This window comes from Micromonospora sp. C97 (genome assembly GCF_018070385.1).
Lineage (GTDB): Bacteria > Actinomycetota > Actinomycetes > Mycobacteriales > Micromonosporaceae > Micromonospora > Micromonospora parva.
The window spans coordinates 222,983-247,152 of the sequence record NZ_JAGPXU010000005.1 but is presented as its reverse complement, the minus strand read 5'-3'; the positions used below and the strand labels follow the sequence as shown (position 1 = coordinate 247,152).

At 72.4% G+C, this 24,170-nt stretch carries 18 protein-coding genes; 12 read left to right on the top strand and 6 right to left on the bottom strand.

From position 1 onward, the window contains the following. The first annotated feature begins 1 nt into the window (after nucleotide 1). The 3 genes from KBX26_RS10660 (at nucleotide 2) to malQ (ending at nucleotide 4,271) form a co-directional block, all read left to right on the top strand. On the top strand, nucleotides 2-838 hold the full coding sequence (locus tag KBX26_RS10660) for a carbohydrate ABC transporter permease (RefSeq protein ID WP_030328686.1): 837 nt from the start codon (nucleotides 2-4) through the stop codon (nucleotides 836-838). Nucleotides 839-848: 10 nt separating this feature from the next. Then, nucleotides 849-2,057, top strand: coding sequence for an ABC transporter ATP-binding protein (locus KBX26_RS10655; RefSeq protein WP_030328684.1), 1,209 nt, complete (start codon nucleotides 849-851; stop codon nucleotides 2,055-2,057). A 162-nt stretch (nucleotides 2,058-2,219) separates the two neighbouring features. After that, nucleotides 2,220-4,271: a 4-alpha-glucanotransferase gene (malQ, locus tag KBX26_RS10650; RefSeq protein WP_210865331.1), complete on the top strand. Its 2,052-nt coding sequence runs from the start codon at nucleotides 2,220-2,222 to the stop codon at nucleotides 4,269-4,271. Here the strand turns inward: malQ and KBX26_RS10645 are convergent. Further along, nucleotides 4,223-5,332, bottom strand: a complete 1,110-nt coding sequence (locus KBX26_RS10645; protein ID WP_210865330.1) for a winged helix DNA-binding domain-containing protein — start codon at nucleotides 5,330-5,332, stop codon at nucleotides 4,223-4,225. The genes malQ and KBX26_RS10645 overlap by 49 nt on opposite strands. A 138-nt stretch (nucleotides 5,333-5,470) precedes the next feature. Here KBX26_RS10645 and KBX26_RS10640 point away from each other — a divergent pair, with 138 nt between their 5' ends. From KBX26_RS10640 to KBX26_RS10630, 3 genes are all read left to right on the top strand, one after another. Next, nucleotides 5,471-5,863 carry a hypothetical protein gene (locus KBX26_RS10640; RefSeq protein WP_030328678.1) on the top strand — a complete coding sequence of 131 codons (393 nt, stop codon included), beginning with the start codon at nucleotides 5,471-5,473 and terminating at the stop codon, nucleotides 5,861-5,863. A 64-nt stretch (nucleotides 5,864-5,927) separates the two neighbouring features. After that, the gene (locus KBX26_RS10635) at nucleotides 5,928-6,686 is read left to right on the top strand and encodes a HipA family kinase (protein ID WP_030328676.1); all 759 of its coding nucleotides are present in this window, start codon (nucleotides 5,928-5,930) and stop codon (nucleotides 6,684-6,686) included. After that, nucleotides 6,683-7,051: a DUF3037 domain-containing protein gene (locus tag KBX26_RS10630; RefSeq protein ID WP_210865329.1), complete on the top strand. Its 369-nt coding sequence runs from the start codon at nucleotides 6,683-6,685 to the stop codon at nucleotides 7,049-7,051. Before KBX26_RS10635 ends, KBX26_RS10630 begins: the two co-directional genes overlap by 4 nt. Nucleotides 7,052-7,339: 288 nt before the next feature. Here the strand turns inward: KBX26_RS10630 and KBX26_RS10625 are convergent, their stop codons facing one another. Further along, a complete protein-coding gene (locus KBX26_RS10625; protein ID WP_210865328.1) occupies nucleotides 7,340-9,262 on the bottom strand; it encodes an anthranilate synthase family protein in 1,923 nt (640 codons plus the stop codon). A 204-nt stretch (nucleotides 9,263-9,466) separates the two neighbouring features. Between KBX26_RS10625 and KBX26_RS10620 the strand changes: the two genes are divergently transcribed. From KBX26_RS10620 to KBX26_RS10610, 3 genes are all read left to right on the top strand, one after another. Beyond that, nucleotides 9,467-10,879, top strand: a complete 1,413-nt coding sequence (locus KBX26_RS10620) for an FGGY family carbohydrate kinase (RefSeq protein ID WP_030328670.1) — start codon at nucleotides 9,467-9,469, stop codon at nucleotides 10,877-10,879. 99 nt (nucleotides 10,880-10,978) lie between these two features. Continuing rightward, complete coding sequence (locus tag KBX26_RS10615; protein WP_210865327.1) at nucleotides 10,979-13,522, top strand: nitrate- and nitrite sensing domain-containing protein; 2,544 nt, start codon at nucleotides 10,979-10,981, stop codon at nucleotides 13,520-13,522. A 5-nt stretch (nucleotides 13,523-13,527) separates the two neighbouring features. Beyond that, nucleotides 13,528-13,941 carry a roadblock/LC7 domain-containing protein gene (locus tag KBX26_RS10610; RefSeq protein WP_203148617.1) on the top strand — a complete coding sequence of 138 codons (414 nt, stop codon included), beginning with the start codon at nucleotides 13,528-13,530 and terminating at the stop codon, nucleotides 13,939-13,941. Nucleotides 13,942-14,020: 79 nt separating this feature from the next. On the opposite strand, the gene KBX26_RS10605 is transcribed toward KBX26_RS10610, so the two are convergent. Then, the gene (locus tag KBX26_RS10605; RefSeq protein WP_210865326.1) at nucleotides 14,021-15,364 is read right to left on the bottom strand and encodes a GH1 family beta-glucosidase; all 1,344 of its coding nucleotides are present in this window, start codon (nucleotides 15,362-15,364) and stop codon (nucleotides 14,021-14,023) included. 842 nt (nucleotides 15,365-16,206) lie between these two features. Here KBX26_RS10605 and KBX26_RS10600 point away from each other — a divergent pair. Then, complete coding sequence (locus tag KBX26_RS10600; protein ID WP_210865325.1) at nucleotides 16,207-19,113, top strand: glycoside hydrolase family 48 protein; 2,907 nt, start codon at nucleotides 16,207-16,209, stop codon at nucleotides 19,111-19,113. A gap of 333 nt (nucleotides 19,114-19,446) precedes the next feature. Here KBX26_RS10600 and KBX26_RS10595 read toward each other — a convergent pair whose 3' ends face one another. Then, nucleotides 19,447-20,064: a DUF3159 domain-containing protein gene (locus tag KBX26_RS10595; protein WP_051708184.1), complete on the bottom strand. Its 618-nt coding sequence runs from the start codon at nucleotides 20,062-20,064 to the stop codon at nucleotides 19,447-19,449. Between the two features lie 257 nt (nucleotides 20,065-20,321). Here KBX26_RS10595 and KBX26_RS10590 point away from each other — a divergent pair, with 257 nt between their 5' ends. Next, nucleotides 20,322-21,209, top strand: a complete 888-nt coding sequence (locus tag KBX26_RS10590) for a phosphatase PAP2 family protein (protein WP_210865324.1) — start codon at nucleotides 20,322-20,324, stop codon at nucleotides 21,207-21,209. A gap of 8 nt (nucleotides 21,210-21,217) precedes the next feature. Further along, nucleotides 21,218-21,886 carry a maleylpyruvate isomerase N-terminal domain-containing protein gene (locus tag KBX26_RS10585; RefSeq protein ID WP_307857793.1) on the top strand — a complete coding sequence of 223 codons (669 nt, stop codon included), beginning with the start codon at nucleotides 21,218-21,220 and terminating at the stop codon, nucleotides 21,884-21,886. A gap of 37 nt (nucleotides 21,887-21,923) precedes the next feature. Here the strand turns inward: KBX26_RS10585 and KBX26_RS10580 are convergent, their stop codons facing one another. Together KBX26_RS10580 and KBX26_RS10575 are read right to left on the bottom strand one after the other, a co-directional pair. After that, a complete protein-coding gene (locus KBX26_RS10580; protein WP_210865323.1) occupies nucleotides 21,924-22,787 on the bottom strand; it encodes a DUF1028 domain-containing protein in 864 nt (287 codons plus the stop codon). A 47-nt stretch (nucleotides 22,788-22,834) separates the two neighbouring features. Beyond that, nucleotides 22,835-24,055: a low temperature requirement protein A gene (locus KBX26_RS10575; protein WP_210865322.1), complete on the bottom strand. Its 1,221-nt coding sequence runs from the start codon at nucleotides 24,053-24,055 to the stop codon at nucleotides 22,835-22,837. Between the last annotated feature and the right edge of the window lie 115 nt (nucleotides 24,056-24,170).

Sequence of the window (24,170 nt, the reverse complement as noted above, 5' to 3'; positions counted from 1 at the left end):
CATGGCTGTCGAAACCACCACCCGGGCGAAGCTGCGCTGGGGTCTGCTCGACGTCCTCGTGGTCGTCTTCGCGTTGGTCCCGGTGCTGTGGATCGCGTCGCTGTCGTTCAAGACGCCGGCCACCCTCACCGACGGGAACTTCATCCCCCGGGAATGGACGCTCGACAACTACCGGACCATCTTCGACACCGACCAGTTCGTCCGGGCACTGATCAACTCGATCGGCATCGCGTTGATCGCCACGCTGATCGCTGTGGTGCTCGGTGCGATGGCCGCGTACGCGATCAGCCGGTTGGACTTCCCCGGCAAGAAGCTGCTGGTCGGCGTCTCCCTGCTGATCGCGATGTTCCCGCAGGTGTCACTGGTGTCGCCGCTGTTCGAGATCGAGCGGCAGCTGGGCCTGTTCGACACCTGGCCCGGGCTGATCCTGCCGTACATCACCTTCGCGCTGCCGCTGGCGATCTACACGCTGTCGGCGTTCTTCAAGCAGATCCCCTGGGACCTGGAGAAGGCCGCGAAGATGGACGGCGCCACCCAGGGGCAGGCGTTCCGGCGGGTGATCGCGCCGCTGGCCGCGCCCGGGTTGTTCACCACGGCGATCCTGGTCTTCATCTTCTGCTGGAACGACTTCCTGTTCGCCATCACGCTGACCTCCACCGAACGTGCCCGTACGGTGCCGGTCGCGCTGTCGTTCTTCACCGGCGAGTCGCAGTTCGAGGACCCCACCGGGGCGATCTGCGCCGCCGCAGTGGTGATCACCGTTCCGATCATCCTGTTCGTCCTCTTCTTCCAGCGTCGCATCGTGTCCGGTCTGACCTCCGGCGCAGTCAAGGGATAGGTGGAAAGTCATGGCTGACATCGTGCTGGACAAGGTGAGCAAGAGCTTCCCGGACGGGACCGTCGCCGTGCAGGACGTCGACCTGGAGATCGCCGACGGCGAGTTCGTGATCCTGGTCGGGCCGTCCGGCTGCGGGAAGTCCACCACCCTCAACATGATCGCCGGGCTGGAGGACATCAGCTCCGGTGAGCTGCGCATCGGCGGGCAGCGGGTCAACGACAAGGCTCCCCGGGACCGGGACATCGCCATGGTGTTCCAGTCGTACGCGCTCTACCCGAACATGACGGTGCGGGAGAACATGGCGTTCCCGCTGCGGCTGGCGAAGCTGGACAAGGAGACCATCAACCAGAAGGTCGACGAAGCGGCGAAGGTGCTGGAGCTGACCTCGCTGCTGGACCGCAAGCCGGCCAACCTCTCCGGTGGTCAGCGCCAGCGGGTGGCGATGGGCCGCGCCATCGTCCGCCAGCCGAAGGCGTTCCTGATGGACGAACCGTTGTCCAACCTCGACGCCAAGCTGCGGGTGCAGATGCGCACGGTGGTGTCCCGCCTGCAGAAGCAGCTCGGCACCACCACCGTCTACGTCACCCATGACCAGACCGAGGCGATGACCCTCGGCGACCGCGTGGTGATCATGCGGGGTGGCGCGGTACAGCAGGTCGGGCCACCGCAGGAGCTGTACGACCACCCCCGCAACCTCTTCGTGGCCGGCTTCATCGGCTCACCGTCGATGAACTTCCTGCACGCCGCCGTGCAGGACGGCGAGCTGCACACCGCCCTGGGGCAGGTGCCGCTCGGCGACCGTGTTCGCCGGGAGTTGGAGGCGGCCGACGCGCCCCGTGAGCTGATCCTCGGCATCCGGCCCGAGCACTTCGAGGACGCCGAACTGGTCGACGACGACACGCGTCGGCGGGGCATGGAGTTCGAGGCGCCGGTGGACATCGTCGAGTCGATGGGCTCGGACAAGTACGTCTACTTCACCGTCGAGGGTGAGAAGGCCAGCGCCGCCGAGTTGGAGGAGTTGGCCGCCGACGCGGGCGCCGCCGACTTCGCCGGTGCCGGCGGCAACCTGGTGACCCGGCTGTCCGCCGAGTCCCCGGTCGCCGAGGGGCAGACGCGGCGGGTCTGGTTCAACCTGGAGAAGATCCACCTGTTCGACCCGACCAACGGCCGCAACCTGACCCTGCACGAGGGCCGGGCCGCCGGCGCGCTCGCCGACTAGCCAGCTAGCCAGCTAGCGCCGATCTTGCAGTAACTGTTGTCGACATAGGTCGAACGCCCCTTATGTCGGGACAGAAAGTGCAAGATCGGCGCTGCCGGTGAGCGGGTGGGGCGCGGGGGTGGGAGGGTGGTTGCAGGTCACGTTTCGGGGCGGGGGATGGGGATGAACCGACGATTGGCCGCGCTGGCCAACGCGCACGGTGTTTCCACCTGGTACGAGGATTGGCGGCACCGCCGCGTCGAGGTCGCACCGGAAACCGTGGTGGGTGTGCTGGGGCTGCTCGGCGTGGACGCCACCAGCCCGGCGGCGATCGCCGACGCCCTCGCCGCCGTCCGCGCTGTCGACCGGGGCGCCCTGCCGGAGACGGTCGTGCTCACCCACGGCCGCAGCCGGGCGCTGCCCGGCCCAGGGGTGCTCACCCTGGAGGACGGTGGTCGACGGGCGGTCGACGGTGAGTTGCCGGCCGACCTGCCGCTGGGTTGGCACCGGCTGGCCTGCGCCGACCGGGAGGTCACAGTGGTGGTGGTGCCGCGCCGGCTCCCGGTGCCACCCCGGGCCTGGGGCTGGATGCTTCAGCTCTACGCGCTCACCTCGGAGCGCTCCTGGGGCATGGGCGATCTCGGTGACCTCGCCGACTTCACCGAGTGGGCCGGGGCGACCGGGGCGGGGCTGGTGCTGCTCAACCCGCTGCACGCGGTGGGGCCGGCGCACCCGGTGGCCACCTCACCGTATTCGCCCGCCAGCCGACGCTTCGTCAACCCGCTGTACCTGCGGGTCAGCGACACCGCCGCGTACCGCGCGGCGGACCCGGCGACCCGTGCGGTGGTTGACGCGTTGCGCCCCGACCGGGGACCTCTGATCGACTACGACGAGGTGTGGTCCGCCAAGCGGCACGCCCTGGAGTTGCTGCACCCTCACGCCCGGCCGGTGGACCTCACCGCGGACCCGGCACTGACCAGCTTCGCCACCTGGTGCGCGCTCGCCGAGCGGCACGGCAACGACTGGCGGGCCTGGCCGGCGCAGCTGCGCCACCCGGACGCCCCGGCGGTCGCCGAGCAGCGTCGGCAGCTCGCCGACCGGGTCGCCTTTTACGCCTGGCTGCAACAGCTGTGCGACGAGCAGCTCGACGCCGTCACCGCGGCGGCCCGCGCGGCGGGGATGCCGGTCGGTGTCGTGCATGACCTGGCCGTCGGCATCGACCCGGGCGGCGCGGACGGCTGGCAGCTCGCCGACGTGCTGGCCCAGGGCGTGCGGGTCGGTGCCCCACCGGACGACTTCAACCAGCTCGGCCAGGACTGGGGCCTCGCCGCGTGGCGTCCGGACCGGCTCGCCGCCACCGGCTACGCCGCCTACCGGGACATGCTGCGCCGGGCCCTGCGGCACGCCGGTGGCCTGCGGGTCGATCACGTCGCCGGCCTGTGGCGACTGTGGTGGGTGCCGCCGGGCGGCGGCGCGGCCGAGGGCACCTACGTGCGCTACGACGCCGAGGCGATGCTCGGCATCCTCGCGCTGGAGGCGCACCGGGCCGGCGCGGTGGTGGTCGGCGAGGATCTCGGCACCGTCCAACCGGCGGTGACCCGAGGGTTGCGGGGGCGCAACATGCTCGGCTCGACAGTGCTGTGGTTCGCCCGCGACGACAACGGTGACTTCGTCCCACCGGCCCGGTGGCCGCGCAACGCCCTCGCCACGATCTCCACCCACGACCTGCCCACCGCACCGGGCTTCCTCACCGGTGAGCACGTGCGGGTGCGCGACGAGTTGAAACTGCTCGGCACCGACGTGGCGGTGGAGCGGACCCGCGCCGCCGCCGACCGCGACCGGCTGCTCACGATGCTGCGCACCGAGAACCTGCTGCCGACACCGACAGTCGACCCGGCACGGCCCGACGCGACAGCGACACCCGACGACGGCGAGGTGGTGGTGTCGATGCACGCCGCGCTCGCGGCCAGCCCGACCCGGCTGCTCGGCGTCTCCCTCTACGACGTGCTGGGCGAGGTGCGCCAACCCAACATGCCGGGCACGGTGGACGAGTACCCGAACTGGCGGCTGCCGCTGCCGGCCAGCGTGGCGCAGATCCGCGAAGACCCCCGGGTGAGGCGGATCGCCGACCTGCTCAGCGCCGCCCGCCCACGAGCGGCCGACCCGCCGCCGCGTGACGCCGTCGGTCAGGTCAGCCAGTCGAAGCGGGCCGGCAGCCCGAGGAAGTCGGCGTAGCGCCCGAGCGCCTGCTCCACCCGGGCCCGCGCGGCGACGTCCAGCGGCGTGAGCGGCCGGACGGTCACGGTGACCCCGGTGCGGGTGATCTTGCGCTTCCACACGCCGACCACCCGACCGGCGCGCACCACTGTGGCCTGGAAGATGCCGTTGTTGCCCGGCACCACCGCCGCCTGGTGGGCGGGGTCGAGCATCAACGTGCGGTCCCGGAAGCCGAGCAGGTACTCGTCGAAACCGGGCAACGCCAGCACGTCGTCCGCCGTGGTGCGCGGGGCGTCTGGCACTGCCGCGTCGACGTACATCGGTGTGCCGTCGACCCGTACGGTGCTCAGCGCGTCGTCGGCGGCGGTCAGGCCGCGCCGGGCGTCGGTGAGGGTGAGCCCGCTCCACCCGGCGAACTCGCGGTCGGTGACCGGGCCGTGCGAGCGAACGTAGCGGTGGGCGAGCACGGCCAGCGCCTCGTCCCGCTCCAACCGGCGAGACTCGGGTGCCCACTCGTCGAGCAGGGCGAAGGTCTGCTCGGTGCCGACGTTGGGCGCCACGCAGGTCACCCCGCGAACGCTCGCATACCACAGCAGGTGGTAGCCGCGCTGCCCGTCGGTGCCCAGGCCGGCGGCCCGCAGAGCGGCCAGGCACTGCGCGCGGGTGAGCCGACCACCGCCGGCCAACGCGGCACCCAGGACGTCCACCGCCCGGTCCGCGTCGGCCTCGCTGAGCCCGAGCTGCGCCCGCCGGGTCGCCACGGCGGCCAGCGATCGGACACCGGTCAGCTCCAGCATCCAACGGGCGTCGGCGGACGGCACGAGGTGCACGGTGCCCCGCATCGGCCAGGTGCGCAGCGCCTCACGCCGCTCCAACGCCGCCTGCACGTCGGTCACCCGGCAACCGGGCAGTCGGGCCCCCAGCGACCACAACCCGCTGGCCAGATCCTGTGCCTGCATCGCGCCGAACCACTCGACCACCTCGGCGACGGTGCCGGGTCGGGTGCTCGGCTGCGGGCGCAGCAACAAGCTGGTCATCCGCAGCGCGAGCGCCTCGGCCGCGCTGAGGTCGACAGGCATCGGGCGCTCCTTTTCGTGGCCGGGCGGCCAGCCTAGGCCCGACCACCGACACTCCTGCTGGTGGGAGGCGTAACCGGGGTCTTCGGGGGAATGCGGCTCGCCGGAAGTGCGCGCGCCGCGCGTACGGAAGGGATTCTCATGACTGCCGCAAGCGAGCCGGCCCGGGGTGCCGGCGTAACGGCCGGGTCCCGCGGCCACCGGGGGGACGCCCGCGCCAAGACCAGCGCCGCAGCGACCTTCGCCCTGGTGTTCGGAGTGGCCGGCCTGTTCAGCGTGTTGACGGCGATCCTCGCCTGGCTGGGGCTGGTGCTGGGCATCATCGGGATCATCCTCGGCATCGTCGGGCTCAAGATGGCGCGCCGGCCCGGGGTCACCGGTCGTGGCGTGTCCATCGGCGGCCTGGTGCTCAGCATCCTGGCCGTGCTGATCGGGCTCGGCCTGGCCGCCGGGATCACCACGTTCGTCAACAACGAGAACGCGGTGAACCGCCTGCAGACCCAGGTCGACAAGCTGCGCGACAAGCTCGACTGACCCACGTGTGCCGGTCCGGGCCGGCCCGCCCACCCGTCCCGGGCAGCACAGTAGGGTGGGCGGCGTGCTCCGCCAGGTCACCGCGATCCGCTACGTCACCCCGCTCCGCGAGGGTGGGTCGCTGCCGGGCGTGGTGGAGGCCGACGACCTGGGCACCTACGTGGCGAAGTTCCGCGGCGCCGGGCAGGGGCCCAAGGCGCTCATCGCCGAGGTGATCTGCGGCGAGCTGGCCCGCCGGCTGGGGCTGCGGGTGCCGCCGCTGGTGGTCCTCGACATCGACCCGGTCATCGGGCGGGCCGAACCCGACCAGGAGGTGCAGGAGCTGCTGCGCGGCAGCGGTGGCGCCAACCTCGGGATGGACTTCCTGCCCGGGGCGCTGGGCTTCGACCCGGTGGCGCACCCCGTCGACCCGGCGCTGGCCTCCCGGGTGCTCTGGTTCGACGCGTACGTGGAGAACGTCGACCGCAGTTGGCGCAATCCGAACCTGCTCGTCTGGCACCGGGAGCTGTGGCTGATCGACCACGGCGCCTCGCTGTACTTCCACCACAACTGGCCGCGCGCCGACGCCGCCGTGCACCGGGCCTACCGCGCGGACGATCACGTGCTGGCGCCGTACGCGTCGCGGCTGGCCGAGGCCGACGCCGAGTTGGCCCCCCAGGTCACCCCGGAGCTGCTCAGCGAGGTGCTGGCCCTGGTACCGGGGGAGTGGCTGACCGCCGCCGACTTCGACACGGCCGACGCGGCGCGCGAGGCGTACCTGCACCACCTGACCCGCCGGGTCGCCCGCACGGCCGACTGGCTGCCACCGGGGAGCGGGGCATGAGGCAACCCTTCGAGTACGCGGTGATCCGGCTCGTACCCCGCATCGAGCGCGGCGAGCAGATCAACGTCGGGGTGTTGCTCTACTGCCAGCAGCGCGACTACCTGGCCGCGCGGACGCACCTGGACGCCGACCGGGTTCGCGCGCTGGCACCCGACGTCGACCTGCCGGCGGTGGCGGCGGTGCTCGACTCCTGGGACCGGACCTGCTCCGGTGACGGGCCGGCGACCCGGATGCGCCTCGGCGAGCGGTTCCACTGGCTGGCCGCGCCGCGCAGCACGATGATCCAGACGGGGCCGGTGCACACCGGCCTCACCGCGGACCCGGCGGCCGAACTGGACCGGCTGATGGCGACCCTGGTCCACTGAGCGCGGGCGGGGCGGACCCGGTCCCCTGATCGCGCTACGCCAGCTCCGTTGCCGGCGGAGCGCGATCCCCCGTTCAGGCGCCCGGTGCGGGGCGACGGCTCGATCCCGCCGGCACCGATGGCATCAGGATCGTCGTCCGCGCGCGGCGCCGGGCCGGAACGCCCCGGAAGTTGCGGAAAAATTGAGCCGGTGGCCGGCTGACGGACGAGGGTGACCGATGGCGCGGGCGGGGGCTCTCGGCCCGTCCGCGCCACCGGTCCATCCAGCCCTACCCCCGGGGCACTGTGACTATGCGCCGTCGCGCGTCGCGGACAGCGCCTGCGTACGCGCCGCCGGCAGCAGATCGGCCAACAGCTCGCTCAGCACGGCGAGCCCGTCCGGGCTGAGCACCGACTCCGCGTGGAACTGCACCCCGGCGAAGCCGCGCCCCCGCAGGGCGTGCACGGCACCGTCGCCCGGGTCCCGGGCCAGCTCCACCGGCCCGTACGCGGTGGCCAACCGGTCGGCCTCGGCGCGGGCGGTGAACGTCGAGTAGAACCCGACCCGGCGGGTCCGCCCGAACACCGGTACCTCCCGCTGCAACCCCTGGTAGGGCGCCTCCCGGCGGTGCAGCGTCAGCCCCAGCAGCCCGGCCAGCACCTGATGGCCGAGGCAGACCGCGAGGGTGGGACGACCGGTTGCCAGCAGCCCGGTCAGCAGCGAGCGCAGCGCCACCATCTTCGGCGCGTCCGCGCTGCCCGGGTCACCCGGCCCGGGACCGGCCACCACCAGGTCGTAGTCGTCGACCGGGCCGCTCGCGTGCCACGGCCGGGTGGTCACCGCGAGGCCCAACGCGCTCAGCTGGTGGGCCAGCATGGCGGTGAAGGTGTCCTCGGCGTCCACGATCAACGCCCGGCGGCCGACCAGTGCGGGCAGTCCGGGCGCGTCCGGTGACCGCTGGTCCAGCCAGAACCGCGCCAGCGGTGCGTTACGCGCGGCCAGCGCGTCGCGTACCGCCGGGTCGTCGGCCAGCCGCGCGACCGGCCCGCGGTCGCCGACGGACGCCGCCGGACCGAGGCCGAGCGCGGCCAGCACACCGGCGGCCTTGGCGTGCGTCTCGGCCACCTCGCCGGCCGTCGTCGAGTGCCGGACCAGGGTCGCGCCGACCGGCACCCGCAGTCGGCCGGTGGGGGAGATCTCGGCGGTCCGGATCAGGATCGGGGCATCGAGCGTCTGCCGGCCGGCCTCGTCGTGACCGAGCAACGCCAGCACACCGCCGTAGTAGCCCCGACCCCGGCGCTCGTGCCGGGCGATCACCCGGCAGGCGTTCTCGATCGGGCTGCCCGTCACGGTGGGGGCGAACATCGTCTCGCGCAGCACCTCCCGCACGTCCCGGGTGCCCCGCCCGGCGAGCAGGTACTCGGTGTGCGCCAGGTGCGACATCTCCTTCAGGTACGGCCCGATCACCTGCCCACCGTGTTCGGCGACGGTGGCCATCATCTTCAGCTCCTCGTCGAGCACCATGTACAGCTCCTCGACCTCCTTCGGGTCGGCGAGGAAACGCAGCAGGGCCGTCCGGTCCGCGACGCCGCCCGGGCAGCGGAAGGTGCCGCTGATCGGGTTCATCATCACCAGCCCGTCGTCGACGCTGACGTGCCGCTCCGGGCTGGCGCCGACCAGCGTGCGGGTGCCGGTGTGCACCACGAACGTCCAGTACGCGCCGCGCTCGCCGACCAGCAGCCGGCGCAGTGCGGCCAACGCGGCCCGCAGCGGCGGACCCTGCACGGTGGCGTGCAGGGCGCGGTGGATCACGAAGTTCGCGCCCTCGCCCCGACCGATCTCCTCGGACAGCACGCGCTGCACGGTCCGCGCGTACTCCTCGTCGCTGACGTCGAAGCCGGCGTCGGTGGTGTGGACCGGCTCGTCGGGCAGCGCGGCGAGGGCGTCGGCCAGTGCGATCCGCTGGTGGGCGCTGACCTGGAGGAACTCCAGCGGGGCACCGTCGTCGACGCAGGCGAAACCACGTTCGGTGATCTGCCGGTACGGCACGAGGGCCAGCGTCCGGGCCCCGGGTGGGCCCGGCGGCAGCGGAATGTCGGTGAGCCCCTCGGCGGTGTCGACCGGGCCGGTGAACAGGTCCAGTTCGTCAGCGCCGTCGCGGCGCAGCAGCGCGAAGGGGCCGGGGTCGACGCCGTGCGTGACGGCGGCGAGCAGGTCGGTCAGCTGGGTCATCGGAATCTCCGTCGGGCCGGGTGCCGCCCTCGGGCGGCCCTGGAACCGGGAGATCCGGCGACCGCCTCGATGGCGGCCGCGTGGATGGAGCTACGCGCGGGGGATGGCCGCCGGGTCGGCGGGCCACCAACTGGTCAGGTGCGCGAGCATGTGATCCACCCTACGCGCCCGTCGCCCCGCTGGCACGGGGTAACTTGACCGGCGATGAACATTCTCGCGCTCGACCTGGGCACCTCCTCGGTACGCGGGCTGGTGCTGGACGCGGACACGCAGCCGCTGCCCGGCGCACTGGCCCGCCGCAAGGTCGACCTCGCCATCGGCGACGACGGCACCGGCACGCTGTCCGGCCGGGACTACCTGGCGAGCCTGGTCGAGTGCCTGGACGAGCTGGCCGAGTCGGGGCACCTGCACGACGTCGACCTGGTGGCGGTCTCCGCCCAGTGGCACTCGGTGCTTCCGCTGGACCGCGACGGCGCTCCGCTGGGCCCGGTGGTCACCTGGCTGGACACCCGGCCCGCCCCGGTCGGCCGCACCGCCGGGCCGGCGGACCCGGACGGCTTCCACCAGCGCACCGGCTGCTGGTGGCACCGGTCGTACTGGTCGATGCGGTTGCCCTGGTTGCGCGAGCAGTCCGGCACCCCGATCGCCCGGTTCGTCGGTCTGCCCGAGTACGTGCTGGGTGAGCTGCTCGACACCGCGCCCATGTCGATCTCCCAGGCCTCCGGGACCGGTCTGCTGGATCTGCGCACCCTGCGCTGGGACGATGAGGCGCTGGCGCTGGCCGAGGCGACACCGGCGCAGCTGCCGCCCCTCGGCGAGCTGGACTGGCACGGCCGGCTCCGGGTCGACCTGGCTCGTCGGTGGCCGCAGCTGGCGCAGGCCCGCTGGTCACCGCCGGTCGGTGACGGAGGGGCGTCGAACGTCGGCTCGGGCTGCGTCGACCCGAGCCGGGCCGCCGTCACAGTGGGCACCTCCGCAGCCGTACGGCTGATGCAGCGGATCCCGGCCGGCGAACCGATGCCCCGCCTGCCGGAACGGTTGTGGCGTTACCGGGTCGACCACGACCACGTGGTGACCGGTGCCGCGTACGCCAACGGCGGCAACCTCTTCGCCTGGGCGAACCGGGAGTTGCGGTTGCCCCAGGGCGCGGAGTTGGACGCGGCGCTGGCGCTGGTGCCGGCGGGCGGTGGTCGACCGGCGGATCCCCGCTTCGGCGGCGACCGGGCACCCGGGCTGGCTCCGGCGGGCAGCGGAGCGCTGCGCGGGCTCAGCTTCAGCACCACATCTGTCGACATCCTGGCCGGGCTGATGCAGGGGCTGTGTGAGCTCGTCGCCGACGACCTCGGGGTGTTGGAGTCCACCATCGACAAACCGGTCGGCGTGGTGCTGGGCGGCGGCGCGGTTGCCGCCTCGGTGTGGTGGCGGCAGGCCTTCGCCACCGCGCTCGCACCGCGACCGGTATCGCATCAACGCAACCCGGAAATCGGCGCCACCGGTGCCGCGTTGGTCGCGCTGGGGCGCTTCGGTGACGCGATCGAGCTCGCCGACATCGGCCGGACGGACGAGCTGGTTTTACCGACCACGGCAGGACGGTCCCACCCGCAGTATCCTTCCTGAACCTCGGCCTCGCCCGGGCCGTTGACAGCGGTACCGAGCCTGGTTGGATGGACTGCGCTCCCCCGACCGCGGTGGACGCGGTAGGACGGAGGAGGCAGGGTGGCGGCAGGTCCCGACCCGGCGAACGGTGCGGTGTCGAACCATCGCCGCCGCCGCTTCGACGTCCGAGTCGTTCCGCATCGACGGCGGTCACCGTTCCGGCTGCGCGACTGGCGGATGAGCACGAAGCTCGCCACCGTGCTGGTGGTGCCGTCGATGGCGTTCCTCCTGCTCGCCGGGGTGCAGACCAGCACGCTGGTGGGGCGGACGACGGCGTTGAACGACTTCTCCAGTCAGGTCGGCATCGGCCGCCAGATCACCGCCGCGGTGCACCACCTCCAGCAGGAGCGCGACCGCTCGGCGGGGGAGCTGGGTGAGCTGCGTAAGGGTGGTGACCGGCAGGCCGCCGCGAACGACCTGAAGCCGTTGCAGGCGGCCACCGACAAGGCCATCGTGGACCTCAGCCGGGCCGCCGAGCCACTGGCGGACGCGGACGCCTCCTGGCGGGTGGCCTTCTCGGAGGCGTTGGAGGCGTACGACCAGGTGGTCGACATCCGCGCGGCGATCCCACCGGCGGTGCTCAGCAGCGAGACCATCCTGAGCAACTACCACCGGGCGGTCGGGGCGTTGCTCGACCTGCTCGCCGAACCGACGCCGGGTCAGAACCAGCCGGCGCTGAACGACGCGGTGCTGCGCTACGTCCAGCTGGCCCGGGTCAAGGAGCTGTCCTCCCGGGTGCGGGGCCAGCTCTACGCCGCCGCCCGCGCCGGTGCGTACGGCACCGAGGACCGGGTGATCCTCGCCGACCTGCGCGGCCAGCAACTCACCGCGCTCGGCGCGTTCCGGGTGGCCGCGACCAGTGCGCAGATCCGCCGCTACGACGAGACATCGGTGTCGCCGATGTTTCTGGTCGCCACCGATCTGGAGGAGCGCAGCCTGTCCTCCGGTGGCGCGTCGCCGCAGGTGCTCCCGTCGGAGCAGTGGTGGTCGGCCAGCCAGCAACGCCAGGAGTCGCTGCGCCAGCTCGAGGCGGGCGTGCTCGACGACGCCGTGCGGCAGGCCGAGGAGGCCAGCGCCGACCAGCTGCGGGCGACCCTGCTGGTGGTCGGCGGGGTCGTGACGGTCCTGCTGGCCGCCCTGCTGATCTCGTTGCTCATCGGCCGGTCGGTCGCCCGGTCGATGCGGCTGCTGCGCAGCCAGGCGCTGCGGATCGCCCAGGTCGAGTTGCCCGACGCCCTGGACCGGCTGAAGACCGTCACCGGCGGGGTGCCCCGCATCGAGGTCGCGCCGGCGGTGGTGCGTTCGCTCGACGAGATCGGCGAGCTGGCCGAGGCGTTCGTGGCGGTGCACCGCAGCGCGGTCACTGTCGCCGTCGAGCAGGCGCTCATGCGGCGTAACGTCAACGCGATGTTCGTCAACCTGGCCCGGCGCAGTCAGGTGCTGGTGGAGCGCCAGTTGGAGCTGCTCGACGACCTGGAGCGCGAGGAGAGCGACCCGGACCAGCTGGAGAACCTGTTCAAGCTCGATCACCTGGCCGCCCGGATGCGCCGTAACGACGAGAGCCTGTTGGTGCTCGCCGGCACCGACTCCACCCGCCGGTGGAACCGGCCGGTCGGTCTCGGTGCGGTGCTGCTGGCCGCCGCCGCCGAGATCGAGCAGTACCAGCGGGTCCGGATCGAGTCGGTGGCGGACGTGCACGTGGTCGGGCACGCCGTCGGCGAGCTGGTGCACCTGCTGGCCGAGTTGCTGGAGAACGCCACGGCCTTCTCCCGCCCGGACACCGTCGTGGTGGTGACCGCCCGGGTCGGAGCGGGCGGTCCGCTGATCGAGATCGTCGACCGTGGTCTGGGCATGAGCCCGGCCGCGCTGGTGCAGGCGAACGAGGTGCTGGCCAGCCCGCCGGCCGCGGACGTGGCGGCGGTGGAGCGGATGGGGCTCTTCGTGGTCAGCCACCTGGCGGCCCGGTTGGGCCTCCGCGTGCGGTTGGAGGGCGGCGAGGATGGCCTGGTCGCCCGGCTCGTCCTGCCCGCCGAGTTGCTGGCTGCCCCGGGCAACGTGGAGCTGGACGCGCCCCCGTCGGCGCGGATGCTGGCGGCGAGCGCGGCGCGAGGGCTGGCTGCGCAGCCCGGGGCGGGCTGGCCGGGCGCTGCCGCCGCACCGGGCAACGCGGTGCGGGACCTGCCGGTCGCCGGCCGCCCGCCGGGCGTCGGCGTGCCGCGTCAGGGCCGCCCGATGCCGGTGCGCGCCGAGGACGTGCTGGCCCCGGCCACTGCCAACGGCAACGGCAACGGTGGGGGCTGGTATTCGCGGCAGGGCCCGACCTCGCCGGTGGTGCCCGCACCGGCGGCGCCACCGACCATCCCGGTGACCGCAGGCACCAACGAGCGGGGACTGCCGGTGCGGGTGCCCATGGCGCAGTTGAGCGCTGTCACCCGTTCGGCCCAACCGATGACGGCACCGACCCGCACCGACCCGGACCCGGAGGCGGTCGGCGGCATGCTCTCGCGGCTCTACAGCGGAGTACGGCGCGCCGAGGCTGAGGACACCACCGAGATACCCGTGCCACCGTCCGGGGGGCACGACGAAGGGGGACGACGACAGTGACGACGTTGAGCCAGGAGGCGCGTGACCTGAGCTGGCTGGTGAGCGCGTTCGCGGAGCGGGTGCCGGGTGTGGCGCACGCGGTGGTGGTCTCCTCCGACGGGCTGCTGGTGGCGATCTCCGATCACCTGCCGCGTGACAACGCGGACAAGCTCGCCGCGGTGACCTCCGGGCTGATGAGCATCACCGCGGGCGCGGCCCAGATGTTCGACGGCGATGTCGTCAAGCAGACGGTGGTCGAGATGGGCCGTGGCTACTTCCTGGTGATGCAGATCCGCGACGGTTCGATTCTGGCGACCTTGGCGGCCGGTGACGCGGACATCGGCGTGGTGGGCTACGAGATGGCCCGGCTGGCGAAGCAGGCGGGGGAGATGCTCACCCCGGCCCTGCGGGCGGAGTTGCAGCAGGCGCTGCCCCGCTGAGTGAGCCGGCCGAGCCCGGACGGTCACCGGCTCACCCGAGCCGAGCCGTCCGGGCCCGGCGGTCCGGGTGGCGGCGCGTTCAGAAGCCGCCGTCGGCGATGACGGAGCGGTACCAGGTGGCGCTGCTCTTGAGCACCCGCCGCTGGGTGGGGTAGTCGACGTAGACCAGGCCCCAGCGCTGGTCGTAGCCCTGGTCCCACTCGAAGTTGTCGAGCAGTGACCAGACGTGGAAGCTCTCCAGCGGCACCCCGTCGGCGATGGCCCGGTGCGCCGCGGTGAGGTGGTCGCGCAGGAAGCTGATCCGGCCGGTGTCCTGGACGGTGTCGTCCGCGTCCAGAGTGTCCGGGGTGGGCAGCCCGTTCTCGGTGATGGTGAGCGGGATCGGGCCGTAGTCGCGGGTGATCCGGGTGAGCAGGTCGTACATCCCCTCGGGGTAGATCTGCTGCCACTCGGCCTCGGAGGTCTCCCACCGGTGCGCGGTGCCGCCGTCGGCGGTGACGTAGATCGGGGTGTAGTACTGCACGGCCAGCAGGTCGACCGGCGCGGAGATGACCTTCAGGTCGCCGTCGCGGATGCCCTGGACCATCCGGCTCTGCGGGCCCAGGTCGGCCAGCAGGTCCTCCGGGTAGCTGCCCTTGAACAGCGAGTCGAGGTAGAGGCGGTTTTCGTAGGCGTCGTAGAGGTGGGCGGCAGCGGCCGCCTGCGGGGAGTCGTCGGCGGGGTAGCAGGGGTGCAGGTTGAGCGCGGGGCCGATCCGGCTGTCGCTGCCGGTGGCCCGCAGCGCGCCGACGGCGAACCCGTGCGCGAGTTGCAGGTGGTGGGCGACCAGGTAGGCGGCGTCCGGGTCCTGCCGGCCGGGGGCGTGGTGGCCGGTGAGGTAGCCGTTCTGCACCACGGTCTTGGGCTCGTTGATGGTGAGCCAGGACGGCACCCGGTCGCCGAGGGCGCGGAAGACCACGTCGGCGTAGTCGGCGAAGCGGTGGGCGGTGTCGCGCGACTCCCAGCCGCCGGCGTCCTGGAGCGCCTGGGGCAGATCCCAGTGGAAGAGGGTGGCCATCGGGGTGATGCCGCGCTCGTGCAGACCGTCGAGGAGGCGGCGGTAGAAGTCGAGGCCGCGCTGATTGGGCGTGCCGGTACCGTCGGGTTGGATCCGGGGCCAGGAGATGGAGAAGCGGTAGCTGCGCAACCCGAGGTCGCGCATGAGGTCGAGGTCCTCGGCGTACCGGTGGTAATGGTCGATGGCCACGTCGCCGGTGTCTCCGTTGCGGGTGCGCCCCGGGACGCGGCTGAAGGTGTCCCAGACCGACTCGCCGCGCCCGTCCTCCTTGGTGGCGCCCTCGATCTGGTACGCGGAGGTGGCCGCGCCCCAGCCGAAGTTGTCCGGGAAGCGCAGCGGGCCGGCGGGCCCAATAGGTATCGACATGGATTCTCCTCATGGATACGGGGCCACCGCCGAAAGATTCGGGAGCGCTCCCATGATAGGGCAGGCGCTGCCGGCTGGTCAGCCGGCCGTCATGGCGGCCGGCGCTGGCGAGTGGGAGACGGATGTGGCCCCGAGCAGCGAACGAGGCCGTCCGGGCGGCGCGGCGCGCCTGTCCCGTCGGCCTCTTTTCCTATCGTGTACGGGGGTTTAGTGTGGGGACGGGGGAGGGCAACCCCCGTCCCCACCGTAACTGCACACACACGGGCGGAATTTGGGTCCTGCCGTGCGTGTCGCGCGGGAGCCGGGCCACGCGAGTGGCTCTGGTTCCACCTCCCTCCCTGTGGCGGGACGATGGCTGACGACGGCGTCCGGGCTGGCCCGTCGTCGGCCCTCGGTCTGGTTCCCTGAGCTCGTCAGAGACGATCCCAGCGATCTTCTTGTTGGAACCTTGTCGATGGAAGCGCTCCCATCGACCGATGTTGCGACTGTAACGCCCGTCACGCCTTTGTGAAAGCCCCAAAACGAGATCGAAACAAGGAGCTGATCCGAGGCTCCGTGCGCTTGTTGTGGGAGCGCTTCCATGGCACACTGTCGATTCGACGCGACAGGAGCCACATCGCGTGAGTGCGGGTCCACCGAGGGCAGCCGGCAGCACCAGCTCCGGTCACGGTCACCCGATCAGCCGGCGGGACCCCTCCCGTGCGGGCTCGCACCGCCGAACCCCGGCCGGGCCCGGGGGAGACCACCTTCCCGGCGCCTCGACATCCCCGCGGACCACCACCCACGCGGGCAGGCGCCTCGCCGGGGACCGTCCCGGCCCGGTCCGAGGAGACACCGCGCACATGAGACAACTGGCACGACGCCGTCGAGTGGCGATCATCGCCGCCGCCGCGCTCGCCATCGGCGGGGTGACCCTGCCCGCTGGCGCCGCACAGGCCGCACCCGCCTGCGACGTGGTCTACGCGACCAACGACTGGAACACCGGCTTCACCGCCAATGTCACCATCAAGAACCTGGGCGACCCGATCACCAACTGGACGCTCAAGTGGACCTTCCCGAACAGCGGTCAACGGGTCACCCAGGGCTGGTCGGCCCGGTACAGCCAGACCGGCAGTGAGGTCACCGCGACCAACGAGTCGTACAACGGCAACCTCGGCACCGGGGCCTCCACCACCATCGGCTTCAACGGCGCCCACACCGGGAGCAACCCGAAGCCCACCGCGTTCACCATCAACGGCACCCCGTGCAACGGCACCCCGGCCAACCAGCCGCCGACGGTTTCGCTCGGCCTGCCGAGCGGGCCGTTCACCGCGCCGGCCGACGTGCCGCTGACCGCCACCGCCAGCGACCCGGACGGGACGATCAGCAAGGTCGAGTTCTACCGCAACGGCCTGCTGATCAACACCGACACCAGCGCCCCGTACGCCTACACCCAGGAAGACCTGCCGGCCGGCAGCTACACCGTGCAGGCCAAGGCGTATGACAACGCCAACGGCATCGGGGTCGACGAGAAGGCATTCACCGTCGGCGCCGCCAGCGGCCCGACGCTGGTCGCCACGCCGTCCGCGGTGAGCGTCGCCGAGGGTGGCACCGCCACCTTCAACCTGAAGCTCAGCGCCGCGCCGACGGCCAACGTGCCGGTCACCCTCACCCGCACCGGTGACACCGATGTCACGGTCTCGCCGAGCACCGTCACGCTGACCCCGAGCAACTGGAACACCGGGGCCACCGTCACGGTCGCCGCGGCCGAGGACGCCGACACCGTCGGCGGCGCCGCCACCATCACCGCCACCGCCACGGGTCTGGCCTCGCTGGCGGTCACCGCCACCGAGATCGACAACGACACCCCCGGCGGCGACAACACCTACATCGCGAAGTTCCTCGAGCAGTACGGCAAGATCAAGAACTCGGGTTACTTCAGCCCCGAGGGCGTGCCGTACCACTCGGTGGAGACGCTGATCGTGGAAGCCCCCGACCACGGTCACGAGACCACCTCCGAGGCGTTCAGCTTCTGGCTCTGGCTGGAGGCGAACTACGGGCGGGTCACCCAGAACTGGGCCCCGTTCAACAACGCGTGGACCGTGATGGAGAAGTACATCATCCCGACGCACGCCGACCAGCCGACCGCCGGCTCCGCGGGCACCCCGCAGTACGCCGCGGAGTACAACCTGCCCAGCCAGTACCCCTCGGCGCTGGACCCGAACGTCCCGGTCGGCCAGGACCCGCTCCGCTCGGAGTTGCAGTCCACCTACGGCACCGGCGACATCTACGGCATGCACTGGCTGATGGACGTCGACAACACCTACGGCTTCGGCCGCTGCGGTGACGGCACCACCAAGCCGGCGTACATCAACACCTTCCAGCGGGGCACCCAGGAGTCGGTGTGGGAGACCGTCCCGCAGCCGTCCTGCGACACCTTCAAGCACGGCGGTCAGTACGGCTACCTCGACCTGTTCGTCAAGGACACCGGGGCCCCCGCCAAGCAGTGGAAGTACACCAACGCTCCGGACGCCGACGCCCGCGCCGTGCAGGCCGCGTACTGGGCGCTGACCTGGGCCAAGGCGCAGAACAAGCAGGCCGACGTCGCGGCCACCATCACCAAGGCCGCCAAGATGGGCGACTACCTGCGGTACGCGATGTTCGACAAGTACTTCAAGAAGATCGGCAACTGCGTCGGGGCCAGCACCTGCCCCGCCGGCAGCGGCAAGGACTCGGCGCACTACCTGCTGTCCTGGTACTACGCCTGGGGCGGCGCGTACGACACCAGCCAGAACTGGTCCTGGCGGATCGGCTCCAGCCACAACCACTTCGGCTACCAGAACCCGTTCGCGGCCTGGGCGCTGACCAACACCCCGGAGCTGGCGCCGAAGTCGCCGACCGCCGCCAGCGACTGGACCAAGAGCCTCGACCGGCAGCTGGAGTTCTACACCTGGCTGCAGTCCGCCGAGGGCGGCATCGCCGGTGGTGCCACCAACAGCTGGGACGGCAGCTACGCCCAGCCGCCGGCCGGCACCAGCACCTTCTACGGCATGTTCTACGACGTCGACCCGGTCTACAACGACCCGCCGTCGAACCAGTGGTTCGGCATGCAGGCCTGGTCGATGCAGCGCATCGCCGAGCTGTACCTGCAGACCGGCAACGCGAAGGCCAAGGCGCTGCTGGACAAGTGGGTGCCGTGGGCGATCGCCAACACCACCCTCGGCACCAACTGGTCCATCCCGTCGGACATGGCGTGGACCGGTCAGCCGACCACCTGGAACCCGTCCAACCCGCAGCCCAACACCAACCTGCACGTCGAGGTCACGGTGAAGGGCCAGGACGTCGGCGTCACCGCCGCCTACGCCCGGACCCTGATCGCGTACGCGGCCAAGTCGGGCAACGTCGCGGCGAAGGACACCGCCAAGGGGCTGCTCGACGCGCTGTCGTCCGCCAGCGACGCCAAGGGCGTGTCCACCACCGAGAAGCGTGGCGACTACCGGCGCTTCGACGACGTCTACAACGCGTCCACCGGACAGGGCCTCTACGTCCCGTCGGGCTGGACCGGGAAGATGCCGAACGGCGACGCCATCGCCGCCGGCAAGAGCTTCCTGGACATCCGGTCCTTCTACAAGAACGACCCGGACTGGCCCAAGGTGCAGGCGTACCTGGACGGTGGTCCGGAGCCCGAGTTCAACTACCACCGGTTCTGGGCGCAGGCTGACGTCGCCATGGCGTACGCCGACTACGGCAGCCTGTTCCCGAACGGCTGATACGACCCGGGGTGGGTGGCGTGGACCGCCCACCCCGGGGTCCGGCCCGGTCCGGGGAACGACGGACCAGGGCTGGCGGACGGCCTGACACCCACGGTCAGGCCGGGGTGGGCCGGCCATCTGGCCGACGCAGCGGATCGGCTGGCCCGCCCCACCGCCCGGACTGAAGCTAGCCGCGAAAAAGCCCAGAAATTCGGGCCGTCGCGGGATCACACCGAGGTCCGTGACGGAGTAACGTACGTCACCGGAGAGGCCGCTCCCCCCGTGGCGGCCTCTCCACTTTTGCAGCGAGTCCGCGCCGCCCCGCCGCACCGGCGAGGCGGCGCGACCGGTTCAGCGAGGCGGCACGACCGGGTGACGCAGCCCCGGGTGCCCGGCCGGCAGCGAGCGCCGCAGCACCACCCAACTCAGTGCCAGCGCCGCCGCCACCAGCGGCCAGGTCAGCGCCACCCGGGCCACCACCAGCGCGAGCACCTGCCCGCCCAGGTAGAGCGGCACGAACACGGCGACCCGCAGCAGGTACGTCGCCGTCCACACCCAACTCGCCCGGCCGTACCCGCGCAGCAGCACCGGGTCGCGCCGCCACCGGGCGCGCTGGCCCAGCACCGCGCCGACCAGCACACCGAGCAGTGGCCACCGCACCACGATGCTGACCGTCCACGCCAGAGCGCTCGCGGCGTTTGACAACACCTGGATCAGAAAGAAGTTCTCGGCCCGACCGGTGCGCACCGCGATCAGCGCGGCGACACAGACGGCCAGCAGCCCGATCAGGACCGAACGCGGCCGGTCACCCCGACGCAGGCGTACGCCGGCCACCACCGCGCCCACTGCCAGCGCCGCGCCGACCCCGCCCCACAGCGACTCGCCGCCCCACAACCACCCCGCGGCGAACGCCAGCGGCGGCAGTGTGGCGTCGATGGCGCCGCGTCGCCCGCCCAGCAGATCCGTCAGCGACTCGGCCCGCGCTGGCTCTCCCGGACCGGTGTCGACGCCGGCCCGCGCTGGCTCTCCCGGACCGGTGTCGACGCCGGCCCGCGCCGGCCCTTCCGGCCCCGGATCGCCGCCTCCGCGCTGCTCCGGACCGGGCTCGGCCGGGCAGCTGTCGCGCTCCGGTGTTCCGCTCACCACCGCCTCCTCACCTCCGGCACAACCTAACCGGCGATTGGTGGCGGGCCACCGCTCGGACCGCCGACACCTGCCGCTACGGTGTGCGGATGCGCGCGACGGCACGGGGTTGGACCGCGGTCTGGTTGGTCGTACTGGCCCTTGTCCAGGCGGCTGCCTTCCTCGCCGTGTGGCGGGTGGCCGTGCACTCCGAGGTCGGTCAGTGGGTGGACACCGTCGCCCTCACCGGCAACCGGATCGGACAGGACACCATCGATGGTCCGGTCGACCGGATCCTCAACGCGATGTCGGTGGTCTCGTTGCTGGCCGCCACCGCGATGATCGGCTTCATCGCGTTGATCCGGGGGCGGATCGCCCTGGCGATCACCGCGACCCTGCTGATCGCCGGAGCGAACGTCACCACCCAACTGCTCAAGTACGGGCTGAACCGCCCCGACTTCGGCCTCGACCCGGAACGCGCGGCGGTGGGCAACAGCCTGCCCAGCGGGCACACCACGGTGGCCGCGTCGGTGGCGGTCGCGCTGATGCTCGTGCTGCCGCGCAAGGTCCGGGCGGTCGGCGCGTTCGTGGGTGCCGGCTACGCCGCCGTCGCCGGAGTCGCCACCCTCTCCGCCGGCTGGCACCGGCCCAGCGACGCCGTCGCCGCGTACCTGGTGGTGGGTGTCTGGGCGGCGTTGGCCGGGTTGCTCCTGCTGATCACCCAGCGGGAGCAGGCCGAGGTCGCCCCCGGCGACGCGCACCGGGTCGCCGCGCTGGTGCTCGGGGTGGTCGGCCTGCTCGCCCTGGTCGCCAGCGGACTGTCCCTGTCCTGGCTGATCGAGCTACGCGGCACCGGGCCGCAGGAGTTGTCCCGCCGGCCGTTGTTCGTCGGGTACGCGGGCAGCGCCGCCGGGATCGCCGGCACGATGGCCGTGGTGATGGCGCTGGTGCTCACCGTCGTGCACCGGCTGGTGCCCCGGGTCAAGGGCTGAGCCGCCCGGTGGAGCCGACCCGGGCGGCGTTCTCCGCCGAGTGCGCGCGGTTCACCGAGGTCCTGACCGAGCTGACCGACGATGATCTCGGCCGGCCCACCGACTGCCCGCCGTGGACCGTCCGGGAGCTGATCGCGCACACCCGCACCGGGGTCGGCCGACTGACCGACATGCTCGCCGCGCCCGCCCCGCCACACGCCGAGGTGGACGCCGCCGGCTACTTCGGCGCGGCGAAGTTCACCGCCGAGGTCGACGCCGACCGGATCGCCGACGGGCAGCGGGACGCGCTACCGGTGGACCGGGCGGCGCTGGCGACCGAGTTCGACCGGGCCTGGCGGGCCACCGAGGCGGCCGTCGCCGCCGCCGCGCCCGACCGGGTGGTGCGAACCCGCCACGGCGACGCGATGCGCCTCGGTGAGTTCCTGCGGACCCGGGTCGTCGAGGTGGGCGTGCACGGGTTGGACCTGGCCGCCGCGCTGGGCCGGTCCCCGTGGCTCACCCCACCGGCGGCGGCGGTCATCGCCGAGCTGCTCACCGGCGGACGACCGACGCCGGCTGGGTTGGGCTGGGACCGGTTGACGCTGATCCGCAAGGCCACCGGCCGGACGGCAGTGACCGTCCCGGAACGGGCAGCGGTCGACGCCGCCGGCTTCCGCTGGCTGGCCTTCGGCCGCTGACGGCCGGCCCTGCGAGGTCGTCGCCGGTGTTGCTGAATCAGCTCGCCGAGCGGGGCGCGGGGACGTGCGGGGCGACACCGCGCAGGTGCGTCAGCACCACCGGGTCGATCCGCCCCGGCACCAGCCGCTCCTCCAGGTTCTCCAACCCGGCCCAGGAGATCAACGCCGCTTCCGGGTCGTCCTCCCGCGCCGGATGACCGAGCGCGGCGAGCAACGCCGCCACCTCGGCGGCGACCGCGCCGGTGAGGTCGAGCAGGGTGGCCGGGTCCGGCCGGCCGAACAGCATGGTGTGCACCGACAGCAGACGACCCAGCTCGGCCACCGGGTCGGGGTGGTCGTCCACCCGAAGGTCCACCACCACATCGCTGGTGCCGCCGTACCCGCCGCCGCGCTCGACCACCAGCAGGCCGGCGCTCTGCCGCCCACGCCGGTCGCCGCCGGCCTCGTCGCCGGCCCGCAACGCGGCCACCAGCCGCTCGGCGAACGGCAGCGCCGTTCCCGCCTCCCAGGCCGCACCGACGGCGTCGACGACCTCCGGCCCGGTGAGCACGTTGCCCTGCGCGGCCCAGCCGTCGCCGGTCCGCCCGCCGGCCCACGGGTGGCAGGCCGGCCCCGTCCAGCTGGCCCCCGTTCCGGTGACCCCCACGACGCCGAGTTGACGATGGTCCCGCTCGGGGTCGGCGGCGATCAGCCCGGCCACCACGTCGGCGGCAGCCACCCCGGTGCGTAGCAGGGTGAGTCCCTGCGGGCGGTAGGCGAGGTTCACGTGCGCCTGGGTGGCCAGCGCACCCACCTCGGCGGCGGCGGCCGGCACCAACGCCCCGGCGGCGAGGAACTTGCTGGCGACGGCCACGCCGTGCAGGCGGCCGTCGGCGGAGCGGGCGACGAGCGAGAAGGTCACCGGCCGAGAGTAACCCTCCGGTCCGGCACGGCATTCGCGCGCAACGCTCAGAACGGTGGCGTGGCGGCCTCCGGTGGGGCGCCGTGCGCCCGCCGGGCGTCGGCCACCGCGACCGCCGCCAACACCAGCGCCCCGAGCGCTGTCGCGAGCACACCGGGCAGGTGCAGCAACGGCAGCGACGACACCACCAGCACCGTGAGGGCGATCCACCGGGACGGGGAGACCCGCGCGAACACCTCGTACTCCAGGCGGGCCCGGCCGGCCAGGAACAGGGCCGGGCCACCGAGCACCATGGCCAACCACGAGCCCGGGATCCGCTCCAACGGAGCCTCGATGATCAGCTCGTAGCCGATCGCGGTGCAAGCCAGACCGATCACCATCACCAGGTGGGTGTCGGCCGCGGACCGGCCGATGCTGGCGGGGTGCCGGGCCTTCATCACCGCCTCGCCCAGGATCCGCCCAGCCCGCTGCACATAGATCCGCCACAACATGATCGAGGTGGCCAACGCCAGCGCGAACGCCCAGGCGTGCCCCTTCTCGTACGGCCCCTTGCTGTACGAGAAACCGGCCACCAGGATCGTCTCGCCCAGCGCGACGAGGAAGAACTGCTGGTACCGCTCGGCCAGGTGCTCCCCGGCGATCTCCCACTTGGAGATCGTCGAACGACCCAGGCCGGGCACCGGCCAGCCGCAGCGGGCGGCCAGGTACTCGAAGCCCAGCGCCACCGACCAGAGCACCACCTGCGCGTTGGTGCTCAGCATCGCGCCGCCGATCCACAGCACCCCGCTGACGGCGTAGATCACCGCCATCCGCACCTTCAACCGGCGGTACGGGTGCGGGCCCAGCGCGACCGACAGGATCACCGGCCGGGTCACCTGCGCGATCACGTACGCCACGGCGAACATCAGCGCGGTCTCGCTGAATGCCCGGGGGATCGCCACCCCCATCACCATGCTGCACACCAGCGCGGTGATCACCACGGTCTGCAACGGCACCCGGTACGGGTCGTACCGGCTGGTCGTCCACGCGGTGCCCTGCCAGACCGCCCACAGCGCCAGCAGCAACAGCAGCGTCTTGCCGCTGCCGGTGATCGTCCCCCAGCCGTGCTCCCGGCCCGGGTCCTGAGTCAGATCCTCGAACGCGCGTGCCGAGATCCGGGTGAGCGCGAAGACGTACACCAGGTCGAAGAAGAGTTCCAGGAACGTCGCCCGGCCGGGCGCGGCCGCGGCCGGTACCGGCTCCAGGCGTCCCGCTGCCCTGGAACCCATGGTCAGCGGCCTGCGCCGTCGGTCCGGTCCACCTCGAAGTGGTAGCACCTCCCACTGGGCCGCACGGCCGGAAACCGGCGATTCTGCCCAACCCGGGGATCTTGCCCGGGCCGTC